General features: G+C 63.8%; 21 protein-coding genes. 3 read left to right on the forward strand and 18 right to left on the reverse strand.

The features are described 5' to 3' along the window. The first annotated feature begins 27 nt into the window (after window positions 1-27). Complete coding sequence (locus tag EN859_RS03835) at window positions 28-2349, forward strand: PAS domain-containing sensor histidine kinase (RefSeq protein ID WP_127851600.1); 2322 nt, start codon at window positions 28-30, stop codon at window positions 2347-2349. Between the two features lie 37 nt (window positions 2350-2386). Here EN859_RS03835 and EN859_RS03840 read toward each other — a convergent pair whose 3' ends face one another. The 18 genes from EN859_RS03840 to EN859_RS03925 form a co-directional block, all read right to left on the reverse strand. Then, window positions 2387-2773 (reverse strand): ester cyclase, encoded by a 387-nt coding sequence (locus EN859_RS03840; protein ID WP_127851601.1) that lies wholly within the window; start codon window positions 2771-2773, stop codon window positions 2387-2389. 63 nt (window positions 2774-2836) lie between these two features. Further along, a complete protein-coding gene (locus tag EN859_RS03845) occupies window positions 2837-3322 on the reverse strand; it encodes a hypothetical protein (protein WP_127851602.1) in 486 nt (161 codons plus the stop codon). Window positions 3323-3476: 154 nt separating this feature from the next. After that, complete coding sequence (locus EN859_RS03850; RefSeq protein WP_189501710.1) at window positions 3477-6437, reverse strand: bifunctional [glutamine synthetase] adenylyltransferase/[glutamine synthetase]-adenylyl-L-tyrosine phosphorylase; 2961 nt, start codon at window positions 6435-6437, stop codon at window positions 3477-3479. A 5-nt stretch (window positions 6438-6442) separates the two neighbouring features. Further along, the gene (locus tag EN859_RS03855; protein ID WP_127851604.1) at window positions 6443-7918 is read right to left on the reverse strand and encodes an ATP-binding protein; all 1476 of its coding nucleotides are present in this window, start codon (window positions 7916-7918) and stop codon (window positions 6443-6445) included. 6 nt (window positions 7919-7924) lie between these two features. Continuing rightward, entirely contained in the window at window positions 7925-8599 is a 675-nt protein-coding gene (locus EN859_RS03860; RefSeq protein ID WP_189501674.1) for a response regulator transcription factor, read from the reverse strand. Between the two features lie 261 nt (window positions 8600-8860). Next, entirely contained in the window at window positions 8861-10402 is a 1542-nt protein-coding gene (locus EN859_RS03865; RefSeq protein WP_127851606.1) for a Do family serine endopeptidase, read from the reverse strand. Window positions 10403-10536: 134 nt separating this feature from the next. After that, window positions 10537-11001: a cytochrome c-type biogenesis protein gene (locus tag EN859_RS03870; RefSeq protein WP_127851607.1), complete on the reverse strand. Its 465-nt coding sequence runs from the start codon at window positions 10999-11001 to the stop codon at window positions 10537-10539. After that, window positions 10998-12986: a heme lyase CcmF/NrfE family subunit gene (locus EN859_RS03875; RefSeq protein WP_127851608.1), complete on the reverse strand. Its 1989-nt coding sequence runs from the start codon at window positions 12984-12986 to the stop codon at window positions 10998-11000. Before EN859_RS03875 ends, EN859_RS03870 begins: the two co-directional genes overlap by 4 nt. A 62-nt stretch (window positions 12987-13048) precedes the next feature. Continuing rightward, entirely contained in the window at window positions 13049-13492 is a 444-nt protein-coding gene (ccmE, locus tag EN859_RS03880) for a cytochrome c maturation protein CcmE (RefSeq protein WP_127851816.1), read from the reverse strand. Between the two features lie 9 nt (window positions 13493-13501). Further along, complete coding sequence (gene ccmI / locus EN859_RS03885) at window positions 13502-14635, reverse strand: c-type cytochrome biogenesis protein CcmI (RefSeq protein ID WP_127851609.1); 1134 nt, start codon at window positions 14633-14635, stop codon at window positions 13502-13504. A 198-nt stretch (window positions 14636-14833) separates the two neighbouring features. Beyond that, on the reverse strand, window positions 14834-15274 hold the full coding sequence (locus EN859_RS03890; protein WP_127851610.1) for a hypothetical protein: 441 nt from the start codon (window positions 15272-15274) through the stop codon (window positions 14834-14836). Window positions 15275-15383: 109 nt separating this feature from the next. Continuing rightward, window positions 15384-16778: an ATP-binding protein gene (locus EN859_RS03895; protein ID WP_189501712.1), complete on the reverse strand. Its 1395-nt coding sequence runs from the start codon at window positions 16776-16778 to the stop codon at window positions 15384-15386. 28 nt (window positions 16779-16806) lie between these two features. Continuing rightward, a complete protein-coding gene (locus EN859_RS03900) occupies window positions 16807-17472 on the reverse strand; it encodes a response regulator transcription factor (RefSeq protein WP_023800820.1) in 666 nt (221 codons plus the stop codon). A gap of 116 nt (window positions 17473-17588) precedes the next feature. Next, complete coding sequence (locus EN859_RS03905; RefSeq protein WP_127851612.1) at window positions 17589-17888, reverse strand: hypothetical protein; 300 nt, start codon at window positions 17886-17888, stop codon at window positions 17589-17591. Window positions 17889-18137: 249 nt separating this feature from the next. Next, the gene (locus EN859_RS03910) at window positions 18138-18545 is read right to left on the reverse strand and encodes a DUF3168 domain-containing protein (protein ID WP_127851613.1); all 408 of its coding nucleotides are present in this window, start codon (window positions 18543-18545) and stop codon (window positions 18138-18140) included. 116 nt (window positions 18546-18661) lie between these two features. After that, a complete protein-coding gene (locus tag EN859_RS03915; protein WP_127851614.1) occupies window positions 18662-18928 on the reverse strand; it encodes a DUF1488 domain-containing protein in 267 nt (88 codons plus the stop codon). Beyond that, complete coding sequence (locus tag EN859_RS03920; RefSeq protein ID WP_127851615.1) at window positions 18928-19188, reverse strand: hypothetical protein; 261 nt, start codon at window positions 19186-19188, stop codon at window positions 18928-18930. Before EN859_RS03920 ends, EN859_RS03915 begins: the two co-directional genes overlap by 1 nt. A 200-nt stretch (window positions 19189-19388) precedes the next feature. Next, window positions 19389-20285 (reverse strand): LysR family transcriptional regulator, encoded by an 897-nt coding sequence (locus EN859_RS03925; RefSeq protein WP_189501676.1) that lies wholly within the window; start codon window positions 20283-20285, stop codon window positions 19389-19391. A 127-nt stretch (window positions 20286-20412) separates the two neighbouring features. Between EN859_RS03925 and EN859_RS03935 the strand changes: the two genes are divergently transcribed. Both EN859_RS03935 and EN859_RS03940 read left to right on the forward strand, forming a co-directional pair. Further along, window positions 20413-21306, forward strand: a complete 894-nt coding sequence (locus tag EN859_RS03935) for a class I SAM-dependent methyltransferase (RefSeq protein WP_189501678.1) — start codon at window positions 20413-20415, stop codon at window positions 21304-21306. Between the two features lie 26 nt (window positions 21307-21332). Next, complete coding sequence (locus EN859_RS03940; protein WP_210237677.1) at window positions 21333-21965, forward strand: NAD(P)H-binding protein; 633 nt, start codon at window positions 21333-21335, stop codon at window positions 21963-21965. Window positions 21966-22083: the final 118 nt, after the last annotated feature.

Here is a 22083-nt window from a genome sequence, read left to right on the forward strand (position 1 = left end):
CATACCGGAATTCGGGGAGTGCCATTTATGGCCAAGACGGACGCGTGGGGCGCGCCCGGCGGGACGGCTTTTGAGCGGCGCAGGACACGAGGCGACAGCCTCGCCGGCAACACGCGGCTCATCGCCGAACCCGCCTACCGACGGCTGCTGGCAGCCGAGCCCCTCCTGCGCCGATCGATACCGGCCCTCATCATCGTCTTCCTGATCGTCATCGCGGCGCTGCGCTTGCTCTCGCTGATGAACGAGCGCGACGTGGTGGAGCGTGACGCCAAGGCGATCCTGGCACTGGCAGCGGGTCAACTGGCCAGCGCGATCGCCGCCGACACGAATGTGGCGTCCGAGGCCACGCAGAACCTTTTGCAGAGCACCGGACGCCAGGGCGCGATGGGCCGAAGCCATGTGCTGGCGATCACCGACGGCGCCTTCAAGATCGTTGCCTTGACGCCGCTGTCGACGGGCTGGCAGGGGCGATCGCTCGACGGCCTCGTCCAGGGCGGCCAGCCGCTGTTCATGTTCGGCGACCGCGCCGGCGTCATGGATGTCAGCATCGGCGGGCAGGACTGGTATGCGGCGGTGAACCTGACAAGCGACAGGAAGAATGCCGCGGCAGTGCTTGTGCCGCAGGAAGCGGTCTTCGACAGCTGGCGCAAGACCGTCTCGCTCAACGTTACGCTGTTCGTGCTGACGGCCGGCGTGCTGATCGTCATCCTCTACGCCTATTTTGGCCAGGCGGCGCGCGCGCAGGCTGCCGACCGCATCTATCTCGAGGCGCACCAGCGCATCGACATGGCGCTGGTGCGCGGCCGCTGCGGCCTGTGGGACTGGGACATGGTGCGCGGCAGGATGTACTGGTCGCGCTCTATGTACGACATGCTGGGCTATGAGCCCTGCGACACCATGCTGTCGTTCGGCGAGGTCGCCGAGATCATCCACCCCGATGACGGCGACCTGTTCAAGCTCGCCAACAGGATCGTCGAACGCGAGATCGATCACATCGACCAGGTGTTCCGCATGCGGCACGCCGAGGGACAGTGGGTGTGGATGCGCGCCAGAGCCCAGGTGATCGATCCGGAAGCGCCGGAGATCCAACTGATCGGCATTGCCGTCGACGTCACCGAGCAACGGCATCTGGCGCTGCGTTCGGAAGCGGCGGACATGCGGCTGAGGACGGCGATCGAGAACATCAATGAATCCTTCGTGCTGTGGGATGCTTCCGAACGCCTGATCATGTGCAATTCCAAGTACCAGCAGGACAATGGCCTGTCGGACCGCGACGTGGTGCCCGGTGCCTCGCGCGCCGCGCTGGAAGAGCGCATGCTGGCCTTCGCCTCGGAACGGCGGCTTGCCAACACCAACGGGCCGCAAGGCGGCGTCACCTTCGAGCGGCAGCTTGCCGACGGCCGTTGGCTGCAGGTCAACGAGTTGCGGACCCGCGACGGCGGCATCGTCTCGGTCGGTTCCGACATCACTCAGATCAAGCTGCACCAGGAGAAGCTGGTCGACAGCGAGCGCCGGCTGATGGCGACGATCCATGACCTCAGCCTTGCCCGCCGGGCGGAGGAAGAGCGCTCGCGCGAACTCGTCGAGCTCAACCGCAAATACATGAAGGAGACCGAGCGTGCCGAGGCGGCGAACCGGGCCAAATCCGAGTTCCTGGCCAACATGTCGCATGAATTGCGCACGCCGCTCAACGCCATCATCGGTTTTTCCGAATTGATGGAACAAGGCCTGTTCGGCCCGCTCGGTTCGCCGCGCTACGAGGAATATGCCGCCGACATCAACGGCAGCGGCAAATATCTGCTCGGCGTCATCAACGACATCCTCGACATGTCAAAGATCGAGGCCGGCCAGTTCTCGGTGGATCGAGAGGAGATCGATCTCTGTCCGCTGATCCGCGAAACGGTGCGCGTCGTTTCACTGCAAGCAGCGGAAAAATCGATCACCGTGGAAACCCGCATCGCCGATTCGATGCGGCTCTATGCCGATCGCCGGGCGATCAAGCAGATCGTCATCAACCTTTTGTCGAATGCGGTGAAATTCACCGGCCAGGGCGGCCACATATCGGTCAGGGCGCGCAACACATCCGGGGCGCTGGTGCTGACCATCGAGGACAATGGCTGCGGCATCCCGAAGGAGGCGCTGAGCAAGCTCGGCCGGCCGTTCGAACAGGTGCAGAACCAGTTCTCCAAGAGCCATGCCGGATCCGGCCTCGGCCTCGCCATCTCGCGCTCGCTGGCCGAACTCCAGGGCGGCGCGTTGAAAATCCGCTCGACCGAAGGCGTCGGCACGATCGTGTCGGTGCGCATTCCGGTCAAGAAGGCGACGCCATTGGTGAAGGCGGCGGCCTAGATCTAGGCTCAGCCCCATTATTCCTGCGGTTTTCGAGCTAAAGCTGAGCCTCGATGGCTGCCTTGTCTATAACAGACCATACTTGCAAGATCTTTTCGTCGCGAAATTCATAGATCACATTCTCGGCAAAGGAGACTCTCCTGCCGTTCACATGAAGACCAAGGAAATTTCCCGTTGGCGTACAATTGAAGCCTATGCGACTCGCTATGTAAGGTGGATCGGAAATCAGCATCTGGACATTGAAGTAAAGGTCCGGAATCTGATCAAAATCTCTCTCCAGCATTTTGAGATAACCTGACAACCCGAACCGCCTGCCGTTATGGATCACTTCGTCATGAACGAACTGTCCCAGCTTCGACCAGCCCTGCTTGTTCAGGCAGGCAATGTAGTCTCTATAGACGTCGGAAAGGTCGGTTTTATTCACGGCCATTGCCCCTGGCTCAGTACAAGGCCCGGCGGCTTGCGCCGCCGGGCCTTGTATTAGGTATCACTGCATACTGTCGTCGCCTTCGCTACCGCCGCCATCCCATTGGCGGTGACGGCCAAAGCCGCCGCGCTTGGGCAGTTCTTTCTTCTCGATCTTGCCGTCATTGTTCTTGTCGAGCATGGCAAAGACCTTCTTCTGACGACTGGTGATGTCGTCGGTGGTCAGCGTGCCGTCGCCCCTGGTGTCATAGCGATCGATGATGCGCTTGGCCATCTGCTCGAAGCGCGCCTTCTCCAGAGCGTCGGCAAGCTGTGCCACGGTAAGCTTGCCGCCATTGTCGGCGACCATCTTCTTCAGCCGTGCGTTCATGGTGTCGGAGAACTGGTCGAACGTGATGGTACCGTCATTATCGTTCAAGGCCTTGTCCAGGCGCATCATCATGCCCTGACGTGGTCCACCGCCGGAATGCTCGTCGGCATAGGCTGCGCTGCCGACGGCGCCGGCCAGGGCTACGAAAGCGAGTGCAAGTTTGGTTGACTTTCTCATGGTCTTCTCCTGTTGCATCGTCACCCCCGATGCTAGAGCCGCGAATTTTCAAGCGCCGCTCTATCTCTTTGTTTGAGCATCGGAATTTCCAAAAACCGGTCATCACTTTTGGGTCCGACGCTCTCGCCGAAACAGCCGTTTGGCCTCGCAGCCCTCACGGTCGTTTCGCACGAAGCAAAAGGTCGAAATCCTTTCTGACCTTTTGCGACGTCTCCTTCAGGTGTGCTTCCAGCACACCGAAATCTGGCAGGTCGGTGACCGCCAGAAGCATATCTGAAAGCCCCGGCGGAACGTCGTCCCGTTCGAAAACGCCGGTCAGGCAGAGCCGCGTCATCTGGGTCAGCGCCAGATAGAGCGCATAGGCGTCGCAAAGCTCCTGCCTGACCTGTGCTGTGGCGAAATCCGGCGTCAGGCGCGAAAGGACCTCGGCCGTCCCGGTGACCCGGCGGCCGGCTTCGACCTTTCCGGTGATCACCGCCACCTGCGCGATGAATTCGAGATCGATGAGGCCGCCCGGGATCAGCTTGATGTCCCAGAGATCGCGCGGCGGCTTCTCCTTGTCGACCATGGTGCGCATTTCGGACGCCTCGGCCTCTACCTTGGCGCTGTCGCGCGGCAGGGCGAGCACCGCCGCCACCTCGGCCTCGACCTCGGCGCACAGCGCCCGGTCGCCGCCGATCGCACGGGCCCGCGACAACGCCATGTGCTCCCACGTCCAGGCGTCCTTGCGCTGGTATTTCTTGAAGGCATCGATATGGGTGGCCACCGGCCCTTTGTTGCCGGACGGCCGCAAGCGAAGATCGAGCTCGTAGAGGACGCCTTCGGCCGTCGGCGCTGAAACGGCGGCGATCAGCCGCTGCGTCATCCGTGCGTAATAGTGGGATGGGGCGAGCGGCTTGTCGCCGTCGGACTCGTCGGCATCTGCATCATGGTCGTAGAGCAGGATGAGGTCGACGTCCGAACCTGCCGTCAGTTCGCGGCTGCCGAGCTTGCCCATGCCGAGCAGCGCAACCGTGCCGCCGGCGATGCGGCCGTGGCGCAGCGCGAACTCGGCGATGACCGCCTGCAGCGCCGCGTCGATGGTGAGATCAGCAAGGTCGGAAAAGGCGCGGCCGGCGCGGGCCGGATCGATCGAGCCGGCGAGCAGCCTGACGCCGATCAGGAACTTCTGCTCGGAGGCAAAGATGCGCAAGCGGTCGAGCACGTCCTCATAGGCTCTGTCGCCTTCGAGGAAGGCAGCGAGGCGCGCGGACAGATAGGCGCGGTCCGGCAGCTCGGTCAAAAGCGCCGGATCGAGCAGGCCGTCGAAGACATGCGGCCGGCGCGTGATGATCGCGGCGAGCCGCGGGGCGGCGCCCATGATCGTCGCCACCAACTTGAGCAGGGCCGGATTGGACTGCAGCAGCGAGAACAGCTGGATGCCGGCGGGCAGGCCGGCGAGGAACTCGTCGAAGCGTATCACCGCCGCGTCCGCCCGGCGCGTCCGGCCGAATGCTTGCAGCAGCGCCGGCGTCAGTTCTGTCAGCCGCTCGCGCGCCTCGGCCGACCGCGTGACGCGATAGCGGCCGAAATGCCAGCCGCGGATGACGCGGCAGATGTCGCTCGGCCGCTGGAAGCCGAGGCCCTGCAGGGTCCGCAATGTGTCAGGGTCATCGACATCGCCGGTAAAGACCAGATTGCCGACGCCGGCAGAAAGCTCTGGCGCGGTTTCGAACAGCGCCGCGTAATGGCTCTCGACCTGCTGCAGTGCGGCGCGTAAGGCTTCGGCGAACGCTGCCGCATCGGCAAAACCCAGCATGCCGGCGATGCGCCGCAGCCCCTCATCGTCTTCCGGCAGCATATGCGTCTGCTCGTCGGCGACCATCTGGACGGCGTGCTCGACGCGGCGCAGGAACCAGTACTGCCGGGTGAGCGCATCGCGGGCGTCGGCCGTGATCCAGCCGCGCGCCGCAAGCTCACCCAGCATCGGCACGGTCTCACGACCGCGCAGTTCGGGAAAGCGGCCGCCGGCGATCAGCTGCTGGGTCTGGACGAAGAACTCGATCTCGCGAATGCCGCCACGGCCGAGCTTGACGTTGTGGCCTTTGACAGCGATCTGGCCGTGGCCCTTGTGGGCGTGGATCTGGCGCTTGATCGAATGGACGTCGGCAATCGCCGCGTAGTCCATGTATTTGCGCCAGATATAGGGTTGCAGGTCCTTCAGGAACGCAGCGCCCGCAGCCATATCGCCCGCCACCGGACGCGCCTTGATCATGGCGGCGCGCTCCCAGTTCTGGCCGCGCGCCTCATAGTAGCGGAGTGCGGCCTCGACCGGAATCGCCAGCGGCGTCGAACCGGGGTCGGGACGAAGCCTAAGATCGGTGCGGAAAACATAGCCGTGTTCGGTGCGGTCCTGCAGGATGCGCACCAGCCGCCGGGTCAGCCGCGAAAACAGCTCCGTCGCATCGAGCGGATCGATGACGGCAGGCGCTTCCGGGTCGAAGAACACGACGAGGTCGATATCGGAGGAGAAATTCAGCTCATGCGCGCCAAGCTTGCCCATGCCTAGCAGGATCCAGCCCGACTTTAGCGCCGGTCGGTCAGGGTCGGGCAGTCTGAGCTTGCCTTGCTCGTGCGCGTCGCGAAGCAGGAAATCGACGGCGGCGCGGGTGCAGGCATCGGCGAGATCGCTCAGCCGCCGCACCGTCAGCGAGGTGTCGGCCTCGCCGGCCAGATCAGCCAGGGCGATCAGCAAATGCGCTTCCGCTTTCAGCCGGCGCAGTTCCATCATCAGGCTGGTCTCCGAGACGGCCTCGGTGCGCGGCGCCTTGTCGATCGCCGCACCGATCGCTACCAGCCTGGCCTCGACCGTCTCGTCGAACAGCGTGTCGAGAATCTGCGGCCGACGGCGGGCAACGTCGCGCAGGAACGGCGACAGGTCGAAGACGGCAGCAAGGAAATCCTGGACGGTGCCCTTGCCGGCCAGGAATTTCGCCAGCCGGGGCAGTTTGTCTTCCCGTGCGGCGGAGGCGATCTCCGACAATTCCCGCCGGGCGCGGTGTTCGTCCAGCGGGACAAGCCTTGCCGCCGGCCTTAAAAGCCATTCCGTTTCGGCCCGTTTCGCAGCCGCCCTCATGGCCATCAGTGGTCCTCCCGTGCGGGAAAGCTCATGACGACTGACAATCCGGGACTACCGGGCAGAAGATCAAGCCGTCCGTTGTGGAAAGTCATGATCGCCTTGGCGAGGCTCAAGCCCAGGCCGGAACCCGGCTGCGAGCGGCTTTTTTCCAGCCGCACGAAACGCTCGGTCACCCTGGCGCGGTCGACATCGTCGGGAATGCCCTGGCCATTGTCGGAGACGGAAAGCCTGATCTCCTTGTCGGCGCGATCAAGTGTCACGCGAACGGTTGGCTTGCTCGTGGCATCGGTCGAATATTTGATCGCGTTGTCGACGATGTTCGACAACGCCTGGCCGATCAGCTCGCGATTGCCATTGACGGCAAAAGCGCCTTGCACGGTGGTCTCGATCGTCACACCCGCCTCCTCCGCCACTGGCTCGTAGAGCTCGACGACATCGCGCACGGCGGCTGCCAGATCGACCCGGCTGGTGGTCTCGGACGAATAGCCCGCCTCCAGTCGCGAGATCATCAGGATGGCGTTGAAGGTCTTGATCAGCTGGTCGGACTCGGCGATCGTCCCTTCCAGCGCCTGCCGGTAGTCGGTGGTGTTGTGCTTACCGGAAAGCGTCGCCTCGGCGCGATTGCGCAGCCTGGTCAGCGGCGTCTTCAGATCGTGGGCGATGTTGTCGGAGACCTGCTTCAGCCCCTCGTTGAGCGTGGCGATCCTGGCCAGCATCGAATTGAGATTTTCCGACAATCGGTCGAACTCGTCGCCGGCGCCGGTGACCGGCAGCCGGCCGGAGAGGTCGCCGCCCATGATGCGGCGGCTGGCCTCCGACACGCTGTCGATGCGCTTCAGCGCCGCGCGTCCGACAAAGAACCATATGAGAAGCCCACCAAGCCCCATCATGCCCAGCGCCAGCATCAAGGCACGGCGGATGATGGCGCGGAACCGCTCCGGCTCGCCGAGGTCGCGGCCAACGAGCATGATCATCTGGTTCGGCAGCCGCAGCACTAGGGCAATGGCGTTGTGGCCCTTTTCGCCTTCCGCCTGCACTTCATTCTGGCCGGATTGCGTATCGTTGGGGGCCGAGGCCGGGTTGCGCTGCCGCTCGAGCTCGCCCTCGCCGAAGCGCCGGTAGGAGAACGGCTGGGTTGTCCAGCCTTCGGTCTCGATGACGCCTGGCTCCAGGCTTTGCACGTTCCCGGTCAGGATCTGGCCGTTGGTGTCGGCGATCAAATAAAGATTGGCACCGGGCTGGCGGGAGCGCTGCTCGACCACGCGCACCAGCAACGGCAGGCCGCCGCGCTGATAGGCCCGGGCAAGGCCGAGCACCTCATCGTTGATCGTCTCCTGGGTCTGGCCGGTCAGCATGCGCGCCGACAGTGAGGTCATGTAGAAGACGAGCAGCACGGCGCACAGGGCGAAAAGCAGCAGATAAAGCGCCGAAAGCCGCGCTGCCGTCGTCTTCATGAGGGCTGGCACGGAAAGAGCCATAGCGCCCTACCCGCTCTTGAGCATGTAGCCGGCGCCTCGAATGGTGTGCAGGATCGGCTTGTCGAAGCCCTTCCCGATCTTGCCCCGCAGCCGCGAGACATGGACGTCGATGACGTTGGTCTGCGGATCGAAGTGATAGTCCCAGACATTTTCCAGCAGCATGGTGCGCGTCACCACCTGGCCGGCATGCCGCATCAGATATTCGAGCAGGCGGAACTCGCGCGGCTGCAACGTGATCTCGCGACCCGCCCGTCGTACCGAATGAGACAGCCTGTCGAGTTCGAGATCGCCGACCCGGTAGACGGTCTCGGCTTCCCTGGCGCTGGCGCGACGGTTCAGCACCTCGACGCGGGCCAGCAGTTCGGAGAAGGCATAGGGCTTGGTCAGATAATCGTCGCCGCCGGCGCGCAGGCCGGTGACGCGATCGTCGACCTCGCCAAGCGCAGACAGGATCAGCACCGGTGTCGTGTTGCCCCTGGATCTCAGGGCGGCAATGACCGACAGACCGTCGCGGCGCGGCATCATGCGGTCGACGACCATCACGTCGTAGTCGCCGGCATCGGCGAGAGCGAAGCCGGTTTCGCCGTCGCCGGCGACATGGGCGGTGTGCCCGGCCTCGGTGAAGGCCTTCTGTAGGTAATCGGCCGCCTCGCGATCGTCCTCTATGACGAGAATCTTCATAGAGCCGTTATACGCTATTTCGATGGAAGAATGAGTGGCCGGCATGTGCATCGAGGCTTTCCATGAAGCGCATGTCGTCACCCCAAAACCGCTTCACACTTTTGGGCGACATGCTCCATTTGAGCGGCAACGGGCGATGGGAAGCCCGCTGCCGCTGGGGCGGAACACGATGACTGACTAACGTATTCAGGCCCCGTGCTTTCCCGTGCGGCGGCTCGGAGGTGTTTGAAAACCGCCGCGCCGGAAAAGTCGAACCGGTCGTCAGCCCTTGTTGACGGGCAGAGCGACGAAGCGGTTATTGTCGTCGCGGGTGATCTGCATCAGCACCGCCTTGCGGCCCGACTTCACCGCGTCGGCCATTGCCTTGTCGACGTCGCCGGTGCCGTTCACCTCCGTCGAATTGACCGAGGTGATGACGTCGCCGGGCTGGATGCCGCGATCGGCGGCATCGCTGTCGGGATCGATATCGGTGACCACAAGCCCCTTGCCATTGTCCGACTTGGTGACGGTGAGGCCGAGATCGGCCAGCGTGTCGGCCTTTGGCGTAGGTGCCGGCTCGTCGGCCGAAGCCTGCTTGTCGCTCGAGGGCAGCTTGCCGAGGTCGACCTTGACCGTCTGGTTCTTGCCGTCACGCCACACTGTGACGTCGACCGACTTGCCGGGCTGGTAGGCGCCGATCAGGCGGGCCAGTTCCTTCGGCGAAGCAACGTCCTTGCCGTCGACCTGGGTGATGACGTCACCGGCGGTGATGCCGGCCTTCTTGCCGGGGCCATCGTCCTGGGCACTGGAAACGAGCGCACCCTTGTCAGACTTCAGGCCGAGCGATTCGGCGATGTCGGAATTGACGGGCTGGATCTCGACGCCGAGCCAGCCGCGCTGGACGGCACCGCTCTTCATCAGGTCCTGCACGACCTGCTTTGCGGTCGAGGCAGGTATGTCGAAGGCAATGCCGACGCTGCCGCCGGACGGCGAGAAGATCGCGGTATTGATGCCGACGACCTGGCCATTGAGGTTGAAGGTCGGGCCACCCGAATTGCCGCGGTTGACCGAGGCGTCGATCTGGATGAAGTCGTCATAGGGGCCGGCACCGATATCGCGGCCGCGGGCCGAGACGATACCAGCGGTGACCGTGCCGCCGAGGCCGAACGGATTGCCGACGGCCACGACCCAGTCGCCGACGCGAACCTTGGAATCGTCGGCGAAGTCGACATAGGTGAACTTGTCGCCGCCGTCGACCTTGAGCACGGCAAGGTCGGTGCGCGGATCGGTGCCGATCAGCTTGGCGTCGAGTTCCTTGCCGTCATTGGTCACCACTGTGAAGGACGAGCCCTCTTCGACGACATGGTTGTTGGTGACGAGATAGCCGTCGTCGGAGATGAAGAAGCCGGAGCCTTGCGCCACCGGCCGCGGCTGGCCGTTATTGTGGCCACGGGGTCCGAAACGGCGCATTCCGTTCGGGCCTTGGTCGCCAAAGCCGCGGAATTCCCTAAAGAAGCGCCGCAGTTGCGGATTGTCCGGAAGGTTGCCGAAAGCGTCCGGATCGTCCGACTGGTCGGAGCCGTCGTCGGCCGCCGGCTCGATCTTGGACTTGACGCGGACACTGACGACCGCCGGCGAAACGCGCTCGACGACATCGGCGAAGCTCGGGACCTGCGGCGCCTCGACGCGCACGGCGTCGGCAAGGACGGGGGCTGTCCCGGTGGCCACGGCGCCGAAGCCGATAGCGCCGGCTATGGCCAGTGAAGCGGCAGCAGCCATCAAACGCTTGCGGGTACGGGAATATGAATTGGGGGCAACATTCATGGGTGTCTTATCCTCTTTTCAACGGACGCGCTTCGATTGGCATCCTCAGGGCAAGAGAAATAGATAGGCGCACATTACGGCGCCATTTCCGGTGCATGAAACTTTCGTAATGTTGGCGAAGACCAGTCCGGCTGTCAGTCCCGGTGCAGTATGGCGTCCAGCGCCGCCTGCTCCTCGGCGGTCAGCGCATCGCTTGCCGTCGACCGGCGCGAGCGGGCATTCAGCACGATGAAAATCCCGCCGGCGAAAAGCAGAAGCACCGGCGTGCCCCACAGCAAGGCATTGCGCAGGCTGAAGCGCGGCTTCAAGAGCACGAATTCGCCGTAACGGGAAACAATATAGTCCATCACCTGCTGATCGGTGTCGCCGGCGACGAGGCGCTGGCGCACGACGATGCGCAGGTCGCGGGCAAGGTCGGCATCGGATTCGTCGATCGACTGGTTCTGGCAGACCATGCAGCGCAAGCCCTCCGACAGGGCGCGAGCCCTCGCCTCGAGCGCCGGATCGACCAGCACCTCGTCGGGCCTGACCGCGAACGCGGCGCCGGCAAACACCAACGTCAGCAACAGGACCAGCGAGGCCAGCGAGAACCTTGTCATGGTAGGCTCGCGGAAGGCACAGTGCCCGCCGGCTTACGCCGGGAGGGCGCACCGACGCGCAGGCGGCGGTCCAAGAGCGACATCGCGGCGCCCGCCATCATCACCAGGCCGCCACCCCAGATCAGCGTCACCAGCGGCTTCCACCACAGGCGTACGACGACGGAGCCGTCGGTCCCCTCGTCGCCAAGCGAGAGGTAGAGTTGGCTGAAGCCGATCGTCTTGATACCGGATTCGGTCGTCGTCATCTGGCGCACCGGGTAGGAGCGCTTGGCCGAGGTGATTTCACCTGTTGTGCTGCCGTCGGCGCCAAGCAATGCGAAGCGGCCGCGAGCCTCGGCGTAGTTGGGGCCCTGGGCCGGGTAGAGCCCTTCGAAGCGCAGCGTATGGCCGGACAGTTCGACGGTCTCGCCGGCACGCATCGACAGGATCTTCTCGGTGCCGAAGCAAAGCGTGCCGACGATGCCGAGCGTCGTCAGCCCAAGGCCAAGATGAGCAAGCGCGGTGCCGAGGACCGAGCGCGGCAGGCCGGCGAAGCGCCTGATCACGACGCCTGGCGCTGCGGTGCCAAGGCCGGACTTGATGGCAAGATCGGTGAGTGCGCCGCAGATCAGCCAGAAGGCGAGGCCGACGCCAAGGGCGGCGAAGACAGATGCGCCGTTGATGAACAAAGCCGTCACCAGCACGGCCAACAGCGCTGCGGCAAAGGCCGCCATCAGACGCTGCGCGACCGCGAGGAGATCGCCGCGCTTCCAGGCGAGCAGCGGGCCGAACGGAACCACGACCAGCAGCGGCACCATCAGCGGGCCGAACGTCAGGTTGAAGAACGGGGCGCCGACCGAAATCTTATCGGCCGAAAAGGCTTCGACAACCAGCGGATAGAGCGTGCCGATCAGCACCGTCGCTGCCGCTGTGGTCAGGAACAGATTGTTGAGGACCAGCGCCCCTTCGCGCGAGACCGGATGGAACAGGCCGCCGGGCGTCAGCCGCGAGGCGCGCAAGGCAAACAGCGCCAGCGATCCGCCGATGAACAGCGTCAATATGCACAGGATGAACACACCGCGCGTCGGATCGGTGGCGAAGGCGTGGACGGAGGTCAGCACGCCGGAGCGCACCAGGAACGTACCGAGCAGCGACAGCGAGAAGGTGAGGATCGCCAGAAGCAACGTCCAGATCTTCAGCGCCGAGCGCTTTTCCATGACGATCGCCGAATGGAGCAGCGCCGTGCCGGCCAGCCACGGCATGAAGGAGGCGTTCTCGACCGGATCCCAGAACCAGAAACCGCCCCAGCCAAGTTCGTAATAGGCCCAATACGAACCCATGGCGATGCCGCCGGTGAGGAACATCCAGGCGACCAGGGTCCACGGCCGCACCCAGCGCGCCCAAGACGCATCGATGCGGCCTTCGATGAGGGCGGCGACCGAGAAGGAAAAGCAGATCGAGAAGCCGACATAGCCGAGATAGAGCAGCGGCGGATGGATGGCGAGGCCGAGATCCTGCAGGATCGGGTTGAGATCGCGGCCTTCGATGGGCGCCGGATTGAGCCTGGTAAACGGATTGGACGTGGTCAGGATGAACAGGAAGAAGGTGGCGCCGATCGCGCCCTGCACGGCCAGAACGTTGGCCCTGAGCGTGGCGGGAAGATTGCTGCCGAAGGCGGCGACGAGCGCGCCGAAGAAGGTCAGGATCAGCACCCAGAGCAGCATCGAGCCTTCGTGATTGCCCCAGGTACCGGTGATCTTGTAGATCAGCGGCTGCAGCGAATGCGAGTTCTCCCAAACGCTCGCCACCGAAAAATCGGAGCTTGCATAGGCCGTTGCCAGTGCGGCGAAGGACAGCGCGGTCAGGGCAAAGCCGGTCACCGCGACCGGGCTGCCGACAGCCATCATCTTTTGATTGCCGGTGCGCGCACCGAACAGCGGCACCAGCATCTGCACCAGCGCCAGTGCAAACGCCAGGACCAAGGCGAAATGTCCGGTTTCAATCATTACGGCCTATCCCACCAGGCTTTTGTTTTGCCGCAGATTCTCCTCGCAAAACCGGAACCTGCTTAGTCACTCTTGCTCTCCTGCCATACGCCCTTGGCCTTGAGGCCGTCGGCCACTTCCTTGGGCATGTAGTTCTCGTCATGCTTGGCCAGCACGCTATCGGCGACAAAAACGCCGTCGGGGTCGAAGACACCCTCGGTGATGACGCCCTGCCCTTCGCGGAAAAGGTCGGGCAGGATGCCGGTGTAGGTGACCTTGACCTGCTTCTGGCTATCGGTCACCGAAAAGGCGACGGTGGCGCCCTGGCCGCGCACGATGGTGCCCTTTTCGACGAGGCCGCCGAGCCTGATGCGCTGGCCGGGCTGGACGCTGGCGGTGGTCAGGTCGGCCGGCATATAGAAATAGGAAGCCTTCTGGCCAAGCGCGTAGAAGGTCAGCCCGGTGGCAGCGCCAAGGAAGGCCAGCCCTCCAGCGATCACCGACAGTCTTTTCTGCTTGCGCGTCATCTTCAATCTCTACTCCGTCGCCGTCAGGCCAAGCGAGGCGGCAAAGGCGGTGAATTTCTTCGCTTCCTCACTATCGGCGCCAAAAACGGCAATGCTGCGATTGAGCGCGTCGCGCGCCTGATCGGTCTTGCCCAGCACGACATAGGAACGAACGAGCTGCATCCATCCTTCCGCGTCGCGCGGGTTTTGGCGGAGCTTTTCGTCAAGGCCGACAACCATGGTGTTGATCATGGCTTCCCTGTCCTGCGGCGACATCGATGACGCGGCATCGACATCCGCGGCACCTGGACCATTCGCAGGCTCTCCCGAAGCGACGCTGCGCTTGGCGGATTCGGTCAGCGCCTGCTCGACGGCCCCGCGCCACGGCGAGTCCTGCGGCAAGGCGGCCAGCATTTTCTGCCAGGCCGCTTTTGCCTCATCGAGGCGGCCTTCCTGCGCCATGCCCATGGCAAGATAGAAAGTGGCTTTCGGATTTGCCGGATCGAGCTTCAACGCTGCTTCGAAGGCCGCCTGGGCATCGGCCGAGACGATGCCGCCAGCAGCATTGGCGATCGCCTCGCCAAGACCGGCCTGGCGGGTGGCGCTGTCGCCGTCGAGGCGAATGGCGTTGCGATAGGCGGTCACCGCGTCGGAGAACCGCTGCATGCGCAGATAGACCGGCGCCAAGACGTCCCAGCCCCTGCCGTCGGTCGGGTTGGCGGCAAGATGGGCTTCGGCGCGCGCCACCAGTTCATCGACCGAGCTGTCGGCGGGATTCTTGGCCAGCCGTTCGCTGAGCGGTTGTGACGGCAGGTCGGGCGAACCGAGCTTGACATAGAGACCCCAGCTGACCAGCGGAACCACCAGGACCGCGACCGTCGCCACCAACCTTGTCGCCATCGAGGCTTGCCTGGCCGCTGCCGCCGGCCCGGGATTGTCCAGGCGAAGGATGCGGCGGGCGATTTCAGCGCGCGCCTCTTCGGCCTCCGCCGGCTGGATCAGGCCGCGCGCCACGTCGCGGTCAAGCTCGGACAGCTGGTCGCGGTAGACTTCAAGGTCGTGATCGCTGCTCGCCGAAACACCCTTCGCGCCGCCGGTAAGCGGCAGCAGCACCGCCAGGCTTGCACCCAGCGTCAGGATTGCGGCTATGACCCAGAACAGCATGGTTCTTCCAATAACGGCAGAGTCCTGCCCTGCCAACACAGGCGTCATGCGACGCTTTGACGGCAGGTGCGTCGTATGTCTTTGATCGGCATCAACTGATCCGAGCCGATATCCGGTCTTTGAGGCGCGTCACACCGGATTGATATGGCGCGCCATGAAGCCTTTGCTATACCCAAAACCGCTGCACAGTTTTCGGGGTCAGGTCAGCGGCGTCCAGCTGCCGTCGGCGTTGCGGCAGGCAGTTCCGCGCGCCGTGGCGCCGGCGGCGCCGGTAAACACCGTATGGGTGTATTGCCGGCAGTCCTGCGAGCCGACGCGGTAGGGTTGCGCGGCGACGACTTCGCCGTAATGGGCCGAACCGTCGCTCTTCCAAGTCACCTTCTGGCCGCTGGCTGTGTATTCAAGCGCCTTGTATTCTGCCTCCAGCGCCTTTCGCTTCTCGGCATTGCTCAGGCCGGTGCCGATCGATCCGCCGACGAGGCCGCCGGCCATGGCGGAAATGATCGTCGCCGCGACCTTGCCGCTGCCTGGCGGCGTGGCGGCGGGCTGTGGCGCCACCGTGACGCCCGGGCTCTTGTCCAGTGTCGTGCAACCGGAAACGGCAAGCAGTGCGGAAACGAGCGCGACGCGAATCTTCATGCCAACCACCGGTTTTCCTGAGCTGTGGACCGCGCCATCGGGAAGTCGGCGTGGCCGTAATGTTGGTATTTGTCGGAAATTTGGTCGCCGCCGGCCACCTGGAAAAGCATCACTGAAGGCTCCGCAATCGAACCACCGCCTTCAACCCGCCCATGCCGGACCGTTCGAGCGCCAGAACGCCTCCATACTCGTTGACGAGGTCGGCGACAATGGCAAGCCCGAGCCCGCTCCCTGGCTTTGTCTCGTCGAGGCGCCGTCCGCGCTTCAGCGCCTCGCGCGCTCTGTCTTCGGGAATGCCTGGACCGTTATCGTCGATGCTGATTTCGAACAGATTGGCAGCAGCTTCCTTGCCGACGACAGGGGTGACCGAGACAGCGACCGCGCTTTTTGCCCATTTCATCGCGTTGTCGAGAAGATTGCCGAGCAATTCCTCCAGGTCCTCACGTTCGCCGGCAAAGATGATGTCGGCCGCCGGCAGCGAGAGCGACAGGCTTGTCTGCGGGTTGAGCTTCTGCAGCACGCGCACCATACGCTGGACCAGCGGCGCCACCGGCGTGCGATAAACCACGCTGTTGCGCTGGGCGGCGACGCGCGCGCGCTGCAGATAGTGGTCGACCTGCTTCTGCATGGAGGCGGCCTGCTCGGCGATGAGCCGGCCCTTGGCGCCGCCGAGCGCCCGCCCCTCATTGATGAGCACGGCGAGCGGCGTCTTCAGCGAATGCGCGAGGTTACCGACCTGCGTGCGCGACCGCTCGACGATACGCCTATTGTTCTCGATCAGCGCATTGGTCTCGTTGGCGAGCGGTTCGATCTCGGCCGGGAAACGACCGTCGAGCCGTTGCGCGGTTCCCTCACGCACCATGGCGAGAGCGTTCCTGACCCGTCGCAACGGCTGCAGGCCGAACAGGATGGCCATGGCATTTATGGCGATCATGCCGACGCCAAACAGCGAGAGATAGGTCAACAGGCGGCGCTGGAAGGTGCCGATCTCCTGCTCCAGTTCGGTCTGGTTGCCCATGACGCGGAAGCGCGCGGCGCGGTTTTTCGCGTCAAGGACGAATTCGCTCTCGAACACCTCCAGTTGCTCGCCATTGATGCCCTCAGTCATATAGCTGCGCTGGAAGCTGGCATTGAAAGGCACTTCGGCCACACTTGGCGACGGGATCGACTTCGTCATCGAGGATGAATGAAGATCACCGTGTACGCCTTCCGAGGCCGGCTCCACCGACCAGTACCAGCCCGAATTCGGCTCCGAGAACCGCAGATCGCCAAGGTCGGGCGCGCCGGTGAGCGAGCCTCCTTCGGAAACGCCGACCGAGCCGATCAGGTTGAACAGGTGCGCCGAAAGCAGGCTGTCGAAACCGCGTTCGCTGGCCTGGCGGTAGAGCGTGGTGATGAGGGTGAAGATGACGACAAGGGTGACGATCGCCCAGACGGTTGAAAAGGCGACGACCCGGAACGCCAGCGAGCGCGGCCAGAACCGCAGCGAAAGCGGCGTTCTTATGGTTTGGTTGGTAGGCAGCGGTTCCGACCTAAGCCTCCGGCTCACGCATGCGATAGCCCATCCCGCGAACAGTCTCGATCATGTCGATGCCCATCTTCTTGCGAAGCCTGCCGACAAAGACCTCGATTGTATTGGAATCGCGATCGAAATCCTGATCGTAGAGATGCTCGACCAGCTCGGTGCGGGACACGACCTCGCCCATGTGGTGCATCAGATAGGCAAGCAGGCGGAATTCGTGTGATGTGAGTTTCAACGGCACGCCGTCGACGTCGGCCTTGGAGGCCTTGGTGTCGAGGCGCAGCGGGCCGCAGGTCAGTTCCGACGAGGCATGGCCGGCGGCGCGCCGGATCAAGGCCCGGACCCTGGCCAGGACCTCCTCGATGTGGAATGGCTTGGTGACATAGTCGTCGGCGCCGGCGTCGATGCCGGACACCTTGTCGCTCCAGCGATCGCGCGCCGTCAGGATCAGCACCGGCATCTTGCGGCCGCCGCGGCGCCAGCGCTCGACCACGCTGATGCCGTCCATCTGCGGCAGGCCGATGTCGAGCACGACAGCGTCGTAGGGCTCGGTGTCACCGAGGAAATGTCCCTCTTCGCCATCGAAAGCCCGGTCGACGACATAGCCGGCATCGACCAGCGCGTCGGATATTTGCCGGTTGAGATCCTTGTCATCTTCGACGACGAGTACGCGCATGGATCGATGCCTGTTGAAGGACTGGGCCTGTTGAAGAGCTGGGCCTGTTGAGAACCTGGGCTGTTAAAGCGTTGGGTCAGGTATAGGCCGATTCCGATGGACTGGGAACGGATGGGTCAGTTCAGCGGAACGACGATTTCGGAGCGCCGCGGACGCTGCCCGTCCTTGCCCGGGACAAGAATGACGATGACGCAGACCGGCTGGCCGCCGCGCGTCGATTGCGAGGCCTTGGCCAAGGTGCCGCCATTCTGCTCGGCAACCTGCTGGCCGATCGCGTAGCAATCGGACGCGGCCAGCACGACCGGCTGAACCTGATCGGGCACGACGACCGGCATCGCCGTCGCCTGCAACGCAAACAGGCCGGCTGCTGAGAGCGCCAGTGTCGCGGTTCGGAAATGGGAGAGAAGCGTTTTCATGGCCAGCGTTGTAACGCATCGGTGCTGAACGTGAAATGAACGGTGATCGCCCGAAAATACATGCCCGCCACACCCCTGAAGCGCGAGACAACCGAATGGCGATTTCGCCGCCTCGGCAAGACCCCTCAAAGCAACCTAACCTTCCGATGCTTCGTCGACAACCGGGCCAAGGTGGCGATTGATCCCGCGGCAGTGCCAGCGCGGGTTCGCCCAACACCTGTCGCTTGGCAACTGTCGGTCGGCAAGGCGTCAGGCGTCCTCGATCACGGCGCGAAAGCGCAGCAGCCCGTGATGGGCCGAAAGATCCTCGTCGTAACGGGACTCGGTGAATTCGAGCCTGAGACGGGCGCGGTGATGCTCATCCAATGCAAGTACGGCGTCCTGGAGGCGGGCGCTGACCAGTTCCATGATATCGAGCGTCTCCTGCTTGGCCTCGGACTTCGACCAGACATGCAGCGTGACAAGCTGCTCGGCGTCATTCTCCGCGCCTGTCACCCAATCGTAGACGCTGGTCCGGCCGAAGGTCATATAGGGAAATTTGGCATTCGCCGGGACATGGTCGAACAATCTTGCGCCGCCCAGCGCCGCCGATAAGGACGCATCGCTATTCAGCGCTTCGAACAAGGCTCGCTGCAATTCGGCGGCCGGCGTGGTCATCCGTCTTCTCCCCTCGCCGTCGCAATTCAACATGCTCTCCCACGCAGCGTAGCCGCGTTCCAGATATTCCGCCAGATCGCGGCATCCGTCGTGGGACGCGGCCTCGAGGCCAAAGTTCAGCGAAAGTCAGCCGCCGTCAGCACATACATGCTCTTGTGGCTGCGGGAGTAGGCGTTCCTGGCGACGTCATGGATGGAACCGGCAGCCGCGTCGAAGGCCGCGAGATAGGTGGCTTCGGCCGTCACTGTCCCCGGCAGTGCCTCCGAGATGGCGTCTGCATCGACAAGGAAAGAAATCTGCGACATGCCGTCATAGCCGGCGAAACGGATCCGCTTGCTCGCCTCGTCGTAGCTGCGGCTTCGATTGGGAAACGTCAGGCTCATCACTTGCCTCCCTTAGCGGCTCCGGCTTTTTTGACTACCGCCCGCTTTTTCCTGGGGGCTACGGGATTCAGGGCTTCCGCCGCGCGGTCGGCCGCTTCCTTGGCCAGCCGCAATTCCCGCAGCCTTGCCGTCTTGGCGATCCTGGCCTTGGCCTCGGACAGGTATTCGGCTGTTGCCTTGTTTCGCTCCGCCGTTTTCTTCTGCTGGTCGATGAAGCGTGCTTCGGCTTTTTGCATGATATTTTGATTGCTTTCGGCCATCGTGGAAAATCTCCTTGCGGCTGAGGTCGTTAAAATGAGTTTCCCTGTTTAAATAGGTATTTGGCTAAGAAAATCAATGTTTTTCGGTATTTCGTCAATGATCAAGCGGCTTGGAACTAATAATCAGAATAATACTTATGGATATTTAATTTTGCCCATGAACAAGCTTCAGCATTCCTATCCGCCGAGTGACGCCCCCCTCACCGCGCCTCACCGCTGATCAATACGGCATGGTCCTTGATGACCGAAGCAACGAAGCGGATGACGGCACGCACGGGCGCCTCCGCCCCGATTTCGCGGCGATAGACGAGCGAAACGGGATGGCTGCCGAGGATGTCAGGGGCAAGGCGCAACATCCGCGGCTCGGACTCGGCCAACATGCAAGGCATCACGGCAAGACCGGCGCCGCTCAGAGCCGCCGCCAGCATTTCCGTCATTTCGGCAACGCGAAACACTGTCGTCGCGCCGGCGCCATGCGCCTCTATCCATTTGGCGCCGGGTACGCCGGCAAGGCTGGCGTGAAATCCAATGATCTCGTGTCCGGCCAGTTGGCGAGGATCGATGGGCATCGGGTGGCGGTCGAGATAGCGCTGGGAGGCGTAAATCGACCAGCCCGCGACACAGAGCTTCTGCGCTATCAAACTGTCGTCGCCCACAACGCCAACCCTGACCGCAAGGTCCGCCTCGCCACGCTGCAGATCGACGGGCCGACTGCCACTCGTCAATTCGAGATTGATATTGGCATGGGTTTTATGGAAAGCGGCCATGGACTGGCCAAAGAGAGAGCTGAACCCGGACGGGAGCGCCAGCCGAACGCGGTTCTTGCCGGAGCGCACAAGGGCCGTCAATGCCTGCATGGCACGCTCGAGATCGTCGCCGAGCGGCAGCAATTTCCGGCCGAGCGGCGTGATCTCGATGCCATGCGGCCTTCGCACGACAAGCGAGACGCCGAGCGCACCTTCGAGGGCAGTCAGGCGCCGGCTGATCGTCGTGTGCCGCACACCAAGCGCGCGCGCCGCGCCCGACAACGTCCCCGCGCGCGCAGCAGCGAGGAAATAGCGCAAGTCGTTCCAGTCCGGTTCGCCGGTTTTGATCACGATCCATTCTAGAACAATTCGCTGCAAGGCGCCTGTGCGGTTTTGCACAGGCATGCACGAAAATCGCAAATCGCCTGAGCATGCCGGCCGCGCGAGGATGGGCCTGATCCAATTCAGGGAGCAAACGATGGACATAGAAGGCCTGCGAACGATAGTGGCCCGGCACGCAGCGTCGGCCAATGCACTTGTGGCACTCGGCCTGGCGATGGATGCGCGCGTGCGCGGCACGACGCTCGACGGCGATGCAGCCCGGCGCACCGAAGCGGTGCTTGGCGAACTCGGCGTCTCCGGCATCGTGGCAAGTGCGAACGCGGTCGAACTTGCCCCGGTGCTGGCCAGCATCCAGGTCGACCTGCTGTCAGGCGGCAAGCTGCTGTCGGAACGATCCGCAAGTGCGCAAGCCCTGGAAGCCAGCTTGCGGCAAGCCTTCGGCGATGTCTCGGCCGGCTTCCCGGCTCTGTTCAAGCGGCTGATCGCGCCACAACTCGCCGACTTGCCGGAGCGGCTCGACGCGCCGGGCGCGGCCTTCCTGGATATCGGCGTCGGTGTCGGCGCCCTGTCGGTGTCGATGCTTCGGCAATGGCCAGGCCTCAGGGCGGTCGGCGTCGATCCCCTGCCTGAGGCTATCGCGCAGGCGCAGTCCAATGTCAGGGCGGCCGGGCTCGAACATCGCATCGAACTGCGCACCGGCCTCGGCCAGGATATCACCGACAAGGACGCGTTCGACCTTGTCTTCGTGCCAAGCGCGTTCATTCCCGAGCCACATGTCAGGGCCATCGTCCAGCGCAGCCAGACCGCGTTGCGGCCGGGCGGCTGGCTGCTGCTGGCGATGGTCAATCCAGGACCGGACACCCTGGGAGACGCCCTCACCCGCTTCCGCACCACTGTCTGGGGCGGCACGGTGTTCGAGAAAGGCGCGGCCCAGGCCCTTGCCGAACAGTGCGGCTACACAGACAGCCGGTTGCTGCCCGGCCCGACCGGGGCGCCCGTCGCCTTCGTCGCCGGACGCAAGCCGGGCTGACCACTCTCCTCTCAGGGAGGCGGATGATGAAACTGCTGGTCTTTGGTGCCTCCGGCGCGACGGGACGCGCCCTTGTCTCGACGGCACTGGCAGACGGCCACACAGTGACCGCCTTCGTCCGCACGCCGGGCAAGCTTGCCATCAGCCATGAAAACCTGAGGGTGATCGTCGGCAATGTCGCCGATCAACAGGCGGTTGAGCGCGCTGTTGCCGGGCATGACGCGGTTTTCAGTTGTCTCGGCGTCGGTGTGCCGCTGAAACACGACCCGGCGGTGGTTGCCGGCATCGGCTTCATCATCGCAGCCATGCAAAAAGCTGGCCCTGCGCGGTTCATCTACCTTTCATTCCTTGGCGTCTGCGACAGCCGGCGGCAATTGGGGCCGTTGCTCGGCGGCGTCATCGTGCCGCTTGTGCTGCGGCATGAGGTGGCCGACCATGAGGCCAAGGAAAGGCTTATCGTCGAATCCAGCCTCGACTGGACGATCGTGCGGCCACCCAGGCTGAGCAATGGAGCGGCAACCGGTGAATTCCGCCATGGAATTGGCGTCCGCGCGGCGTCCCTGCTGCCGACACTGGCGCGTGCCGACGTGGCGGCCTTCATGCTCGGCCTGATCAGCGATGCCACCTATTCGCGCCGGGCGGTGGCCCTCCTGCGCTGATCCTCAAGAGACCGAGGCTGCGCCGCCCCGTTTGAATTCGTCGAGAATGCCGGCATTGGCGGCGGCCGGGGCCGGCGGCCGGAAATCGGCAAGCAGCCGTTTCCAGATGCCGGTGGCA

The organism is Mesorhizobium sp. M00.F.Ca.ET.216.01.1.1, from assembly GCF_004010325.2.
In the GTDB taxonomy this organism is placed as follows: Bacteria; Pseudomonadota; Alphaproteobacteria; order Rhizobiales; family Rhizobiaceae; genus Mesorhizobium.

Coding starts and splice junctions, on each gene's coding strand:
- EN859_RS03900 (WP_023800820.1), bottom strand. CDS start 17,472: ATGCGCGTACTCGTCGTCGAAGATGACAAGGATCTCAACCGGCAAATA.
- EN859_RS03915 (WP_127851614.1), bottom strand. CDS start 18,928: ATGAGCCTGACGTTTCCCAATCGAAGCCGCAGCTACGACGAGGCGAGC.
- EN859_RS03835 (WP_127851600.1), top strand. CDS start 28: ATGGCCAAGACGGACGCGTGGGGCGCGCCCGGCGGGACGGCTTTTGAG.
- EN859_RS03940 (WP_210237677.1), top strand. CDS start 21,333: ATGAAACTGCTGGTCTTTGGTGCCTCCGGCGCGACGGGACGCGCCCTT.
- EN859_RS03865 (WP_127851606.1), bottom strand. CDS start 10,402: ATGAATGTTGCCCCCAATTCATATTCCCGTACCCGCAAGCGTTTGATG.
- ccmI (WP_127851609.1), bottom strand. CDS start 14,635: ATGCTGTTCTGGGTCATAGCCGCAATCCTGACGCTGGGTGCAAGCCTG.
- ccmE (WP_127851816.1), bottom strand. CDS start 13,492: ATGACGCGCAAGCAGAAAAGACTGTCGGTGATCGCTGGAGGGCTGGCC.
- EN859_RS03845 (WP_127851602.1), bottom strand. CDS start 3,322: ATGAGAAAGTCAACCAAACTTGCACTCGCTTTCGTAGCCCTGGCCGGC.
- EN859_RS03905 (WP_127851612.1), bottom strand. CDS start 17,888: ATGAAAACGCTTCTCTCCCATTTCCGAACCGCGACACTGGCGCTCTCA.
- EN859_RS03890 (WP_127851610.1), bottom strand. CDS start 15,274: ATGAAGATTCGCGTCGCGCTCGTTTCCGCACTGCTTGCCGTTTCCGGT.
- EN859_RS03910 (WP_127851613.1), bottom strand. CDS start 18,545: ATGACCACGCCGGCCGCCGAATTGCAGCGAGCCTTGTTCGAAGCGCTG.
- EN859_RS03850 (WP_189501710.1), bottom strand. CDS start 6,437: ATGAGGGCGGCTGCGAAACGGGCCGAAACGGAATGGCTTTTAAGGCCG.
- EN859_RS03870 (WP_127851607.1), bottom strand. CDS start 11,001: ATGACAAGGTTCTCGCTGGCCTCGCTGGTCCTGTTGCTGACGTTGGTG.
- EN859_RS03935 (WP_189501678.1), top strand. CDS start 20,413: ATGGACATAGAAGGCCTGCGAACGATAGTGGCCCGGCACGCAGCGTCG.
- EN859_RS03920 (WP_127851615.1), bottom strand. CDS start 19,188: ATGGCCGAAAGCAATCAAAATATCATGCAAAAAGCCGAAGCACGCTTC.
- EN859_RS03855 (WP_127851604.1), bottom strand. CDS start 7,918: ATGGCTCTTTCCGTGCCAGCCCTCATGAAGACGACGGCAGCGCGGCTT.
- EN859_RS03860 (WP_189501674.1), bottom strand. CDS start 8,599: ATGAAGATTCTCGTCATAGAGGACGATCGCGAGGCGGCCGATTACCTA.
- EN859_RS03875 (WP_127851608.1), bottom strand. CDS start 12,986: ATGATTGAAACCGGACATTTCGCCTTGGTCCTGGCGTTTGCACTGGCG.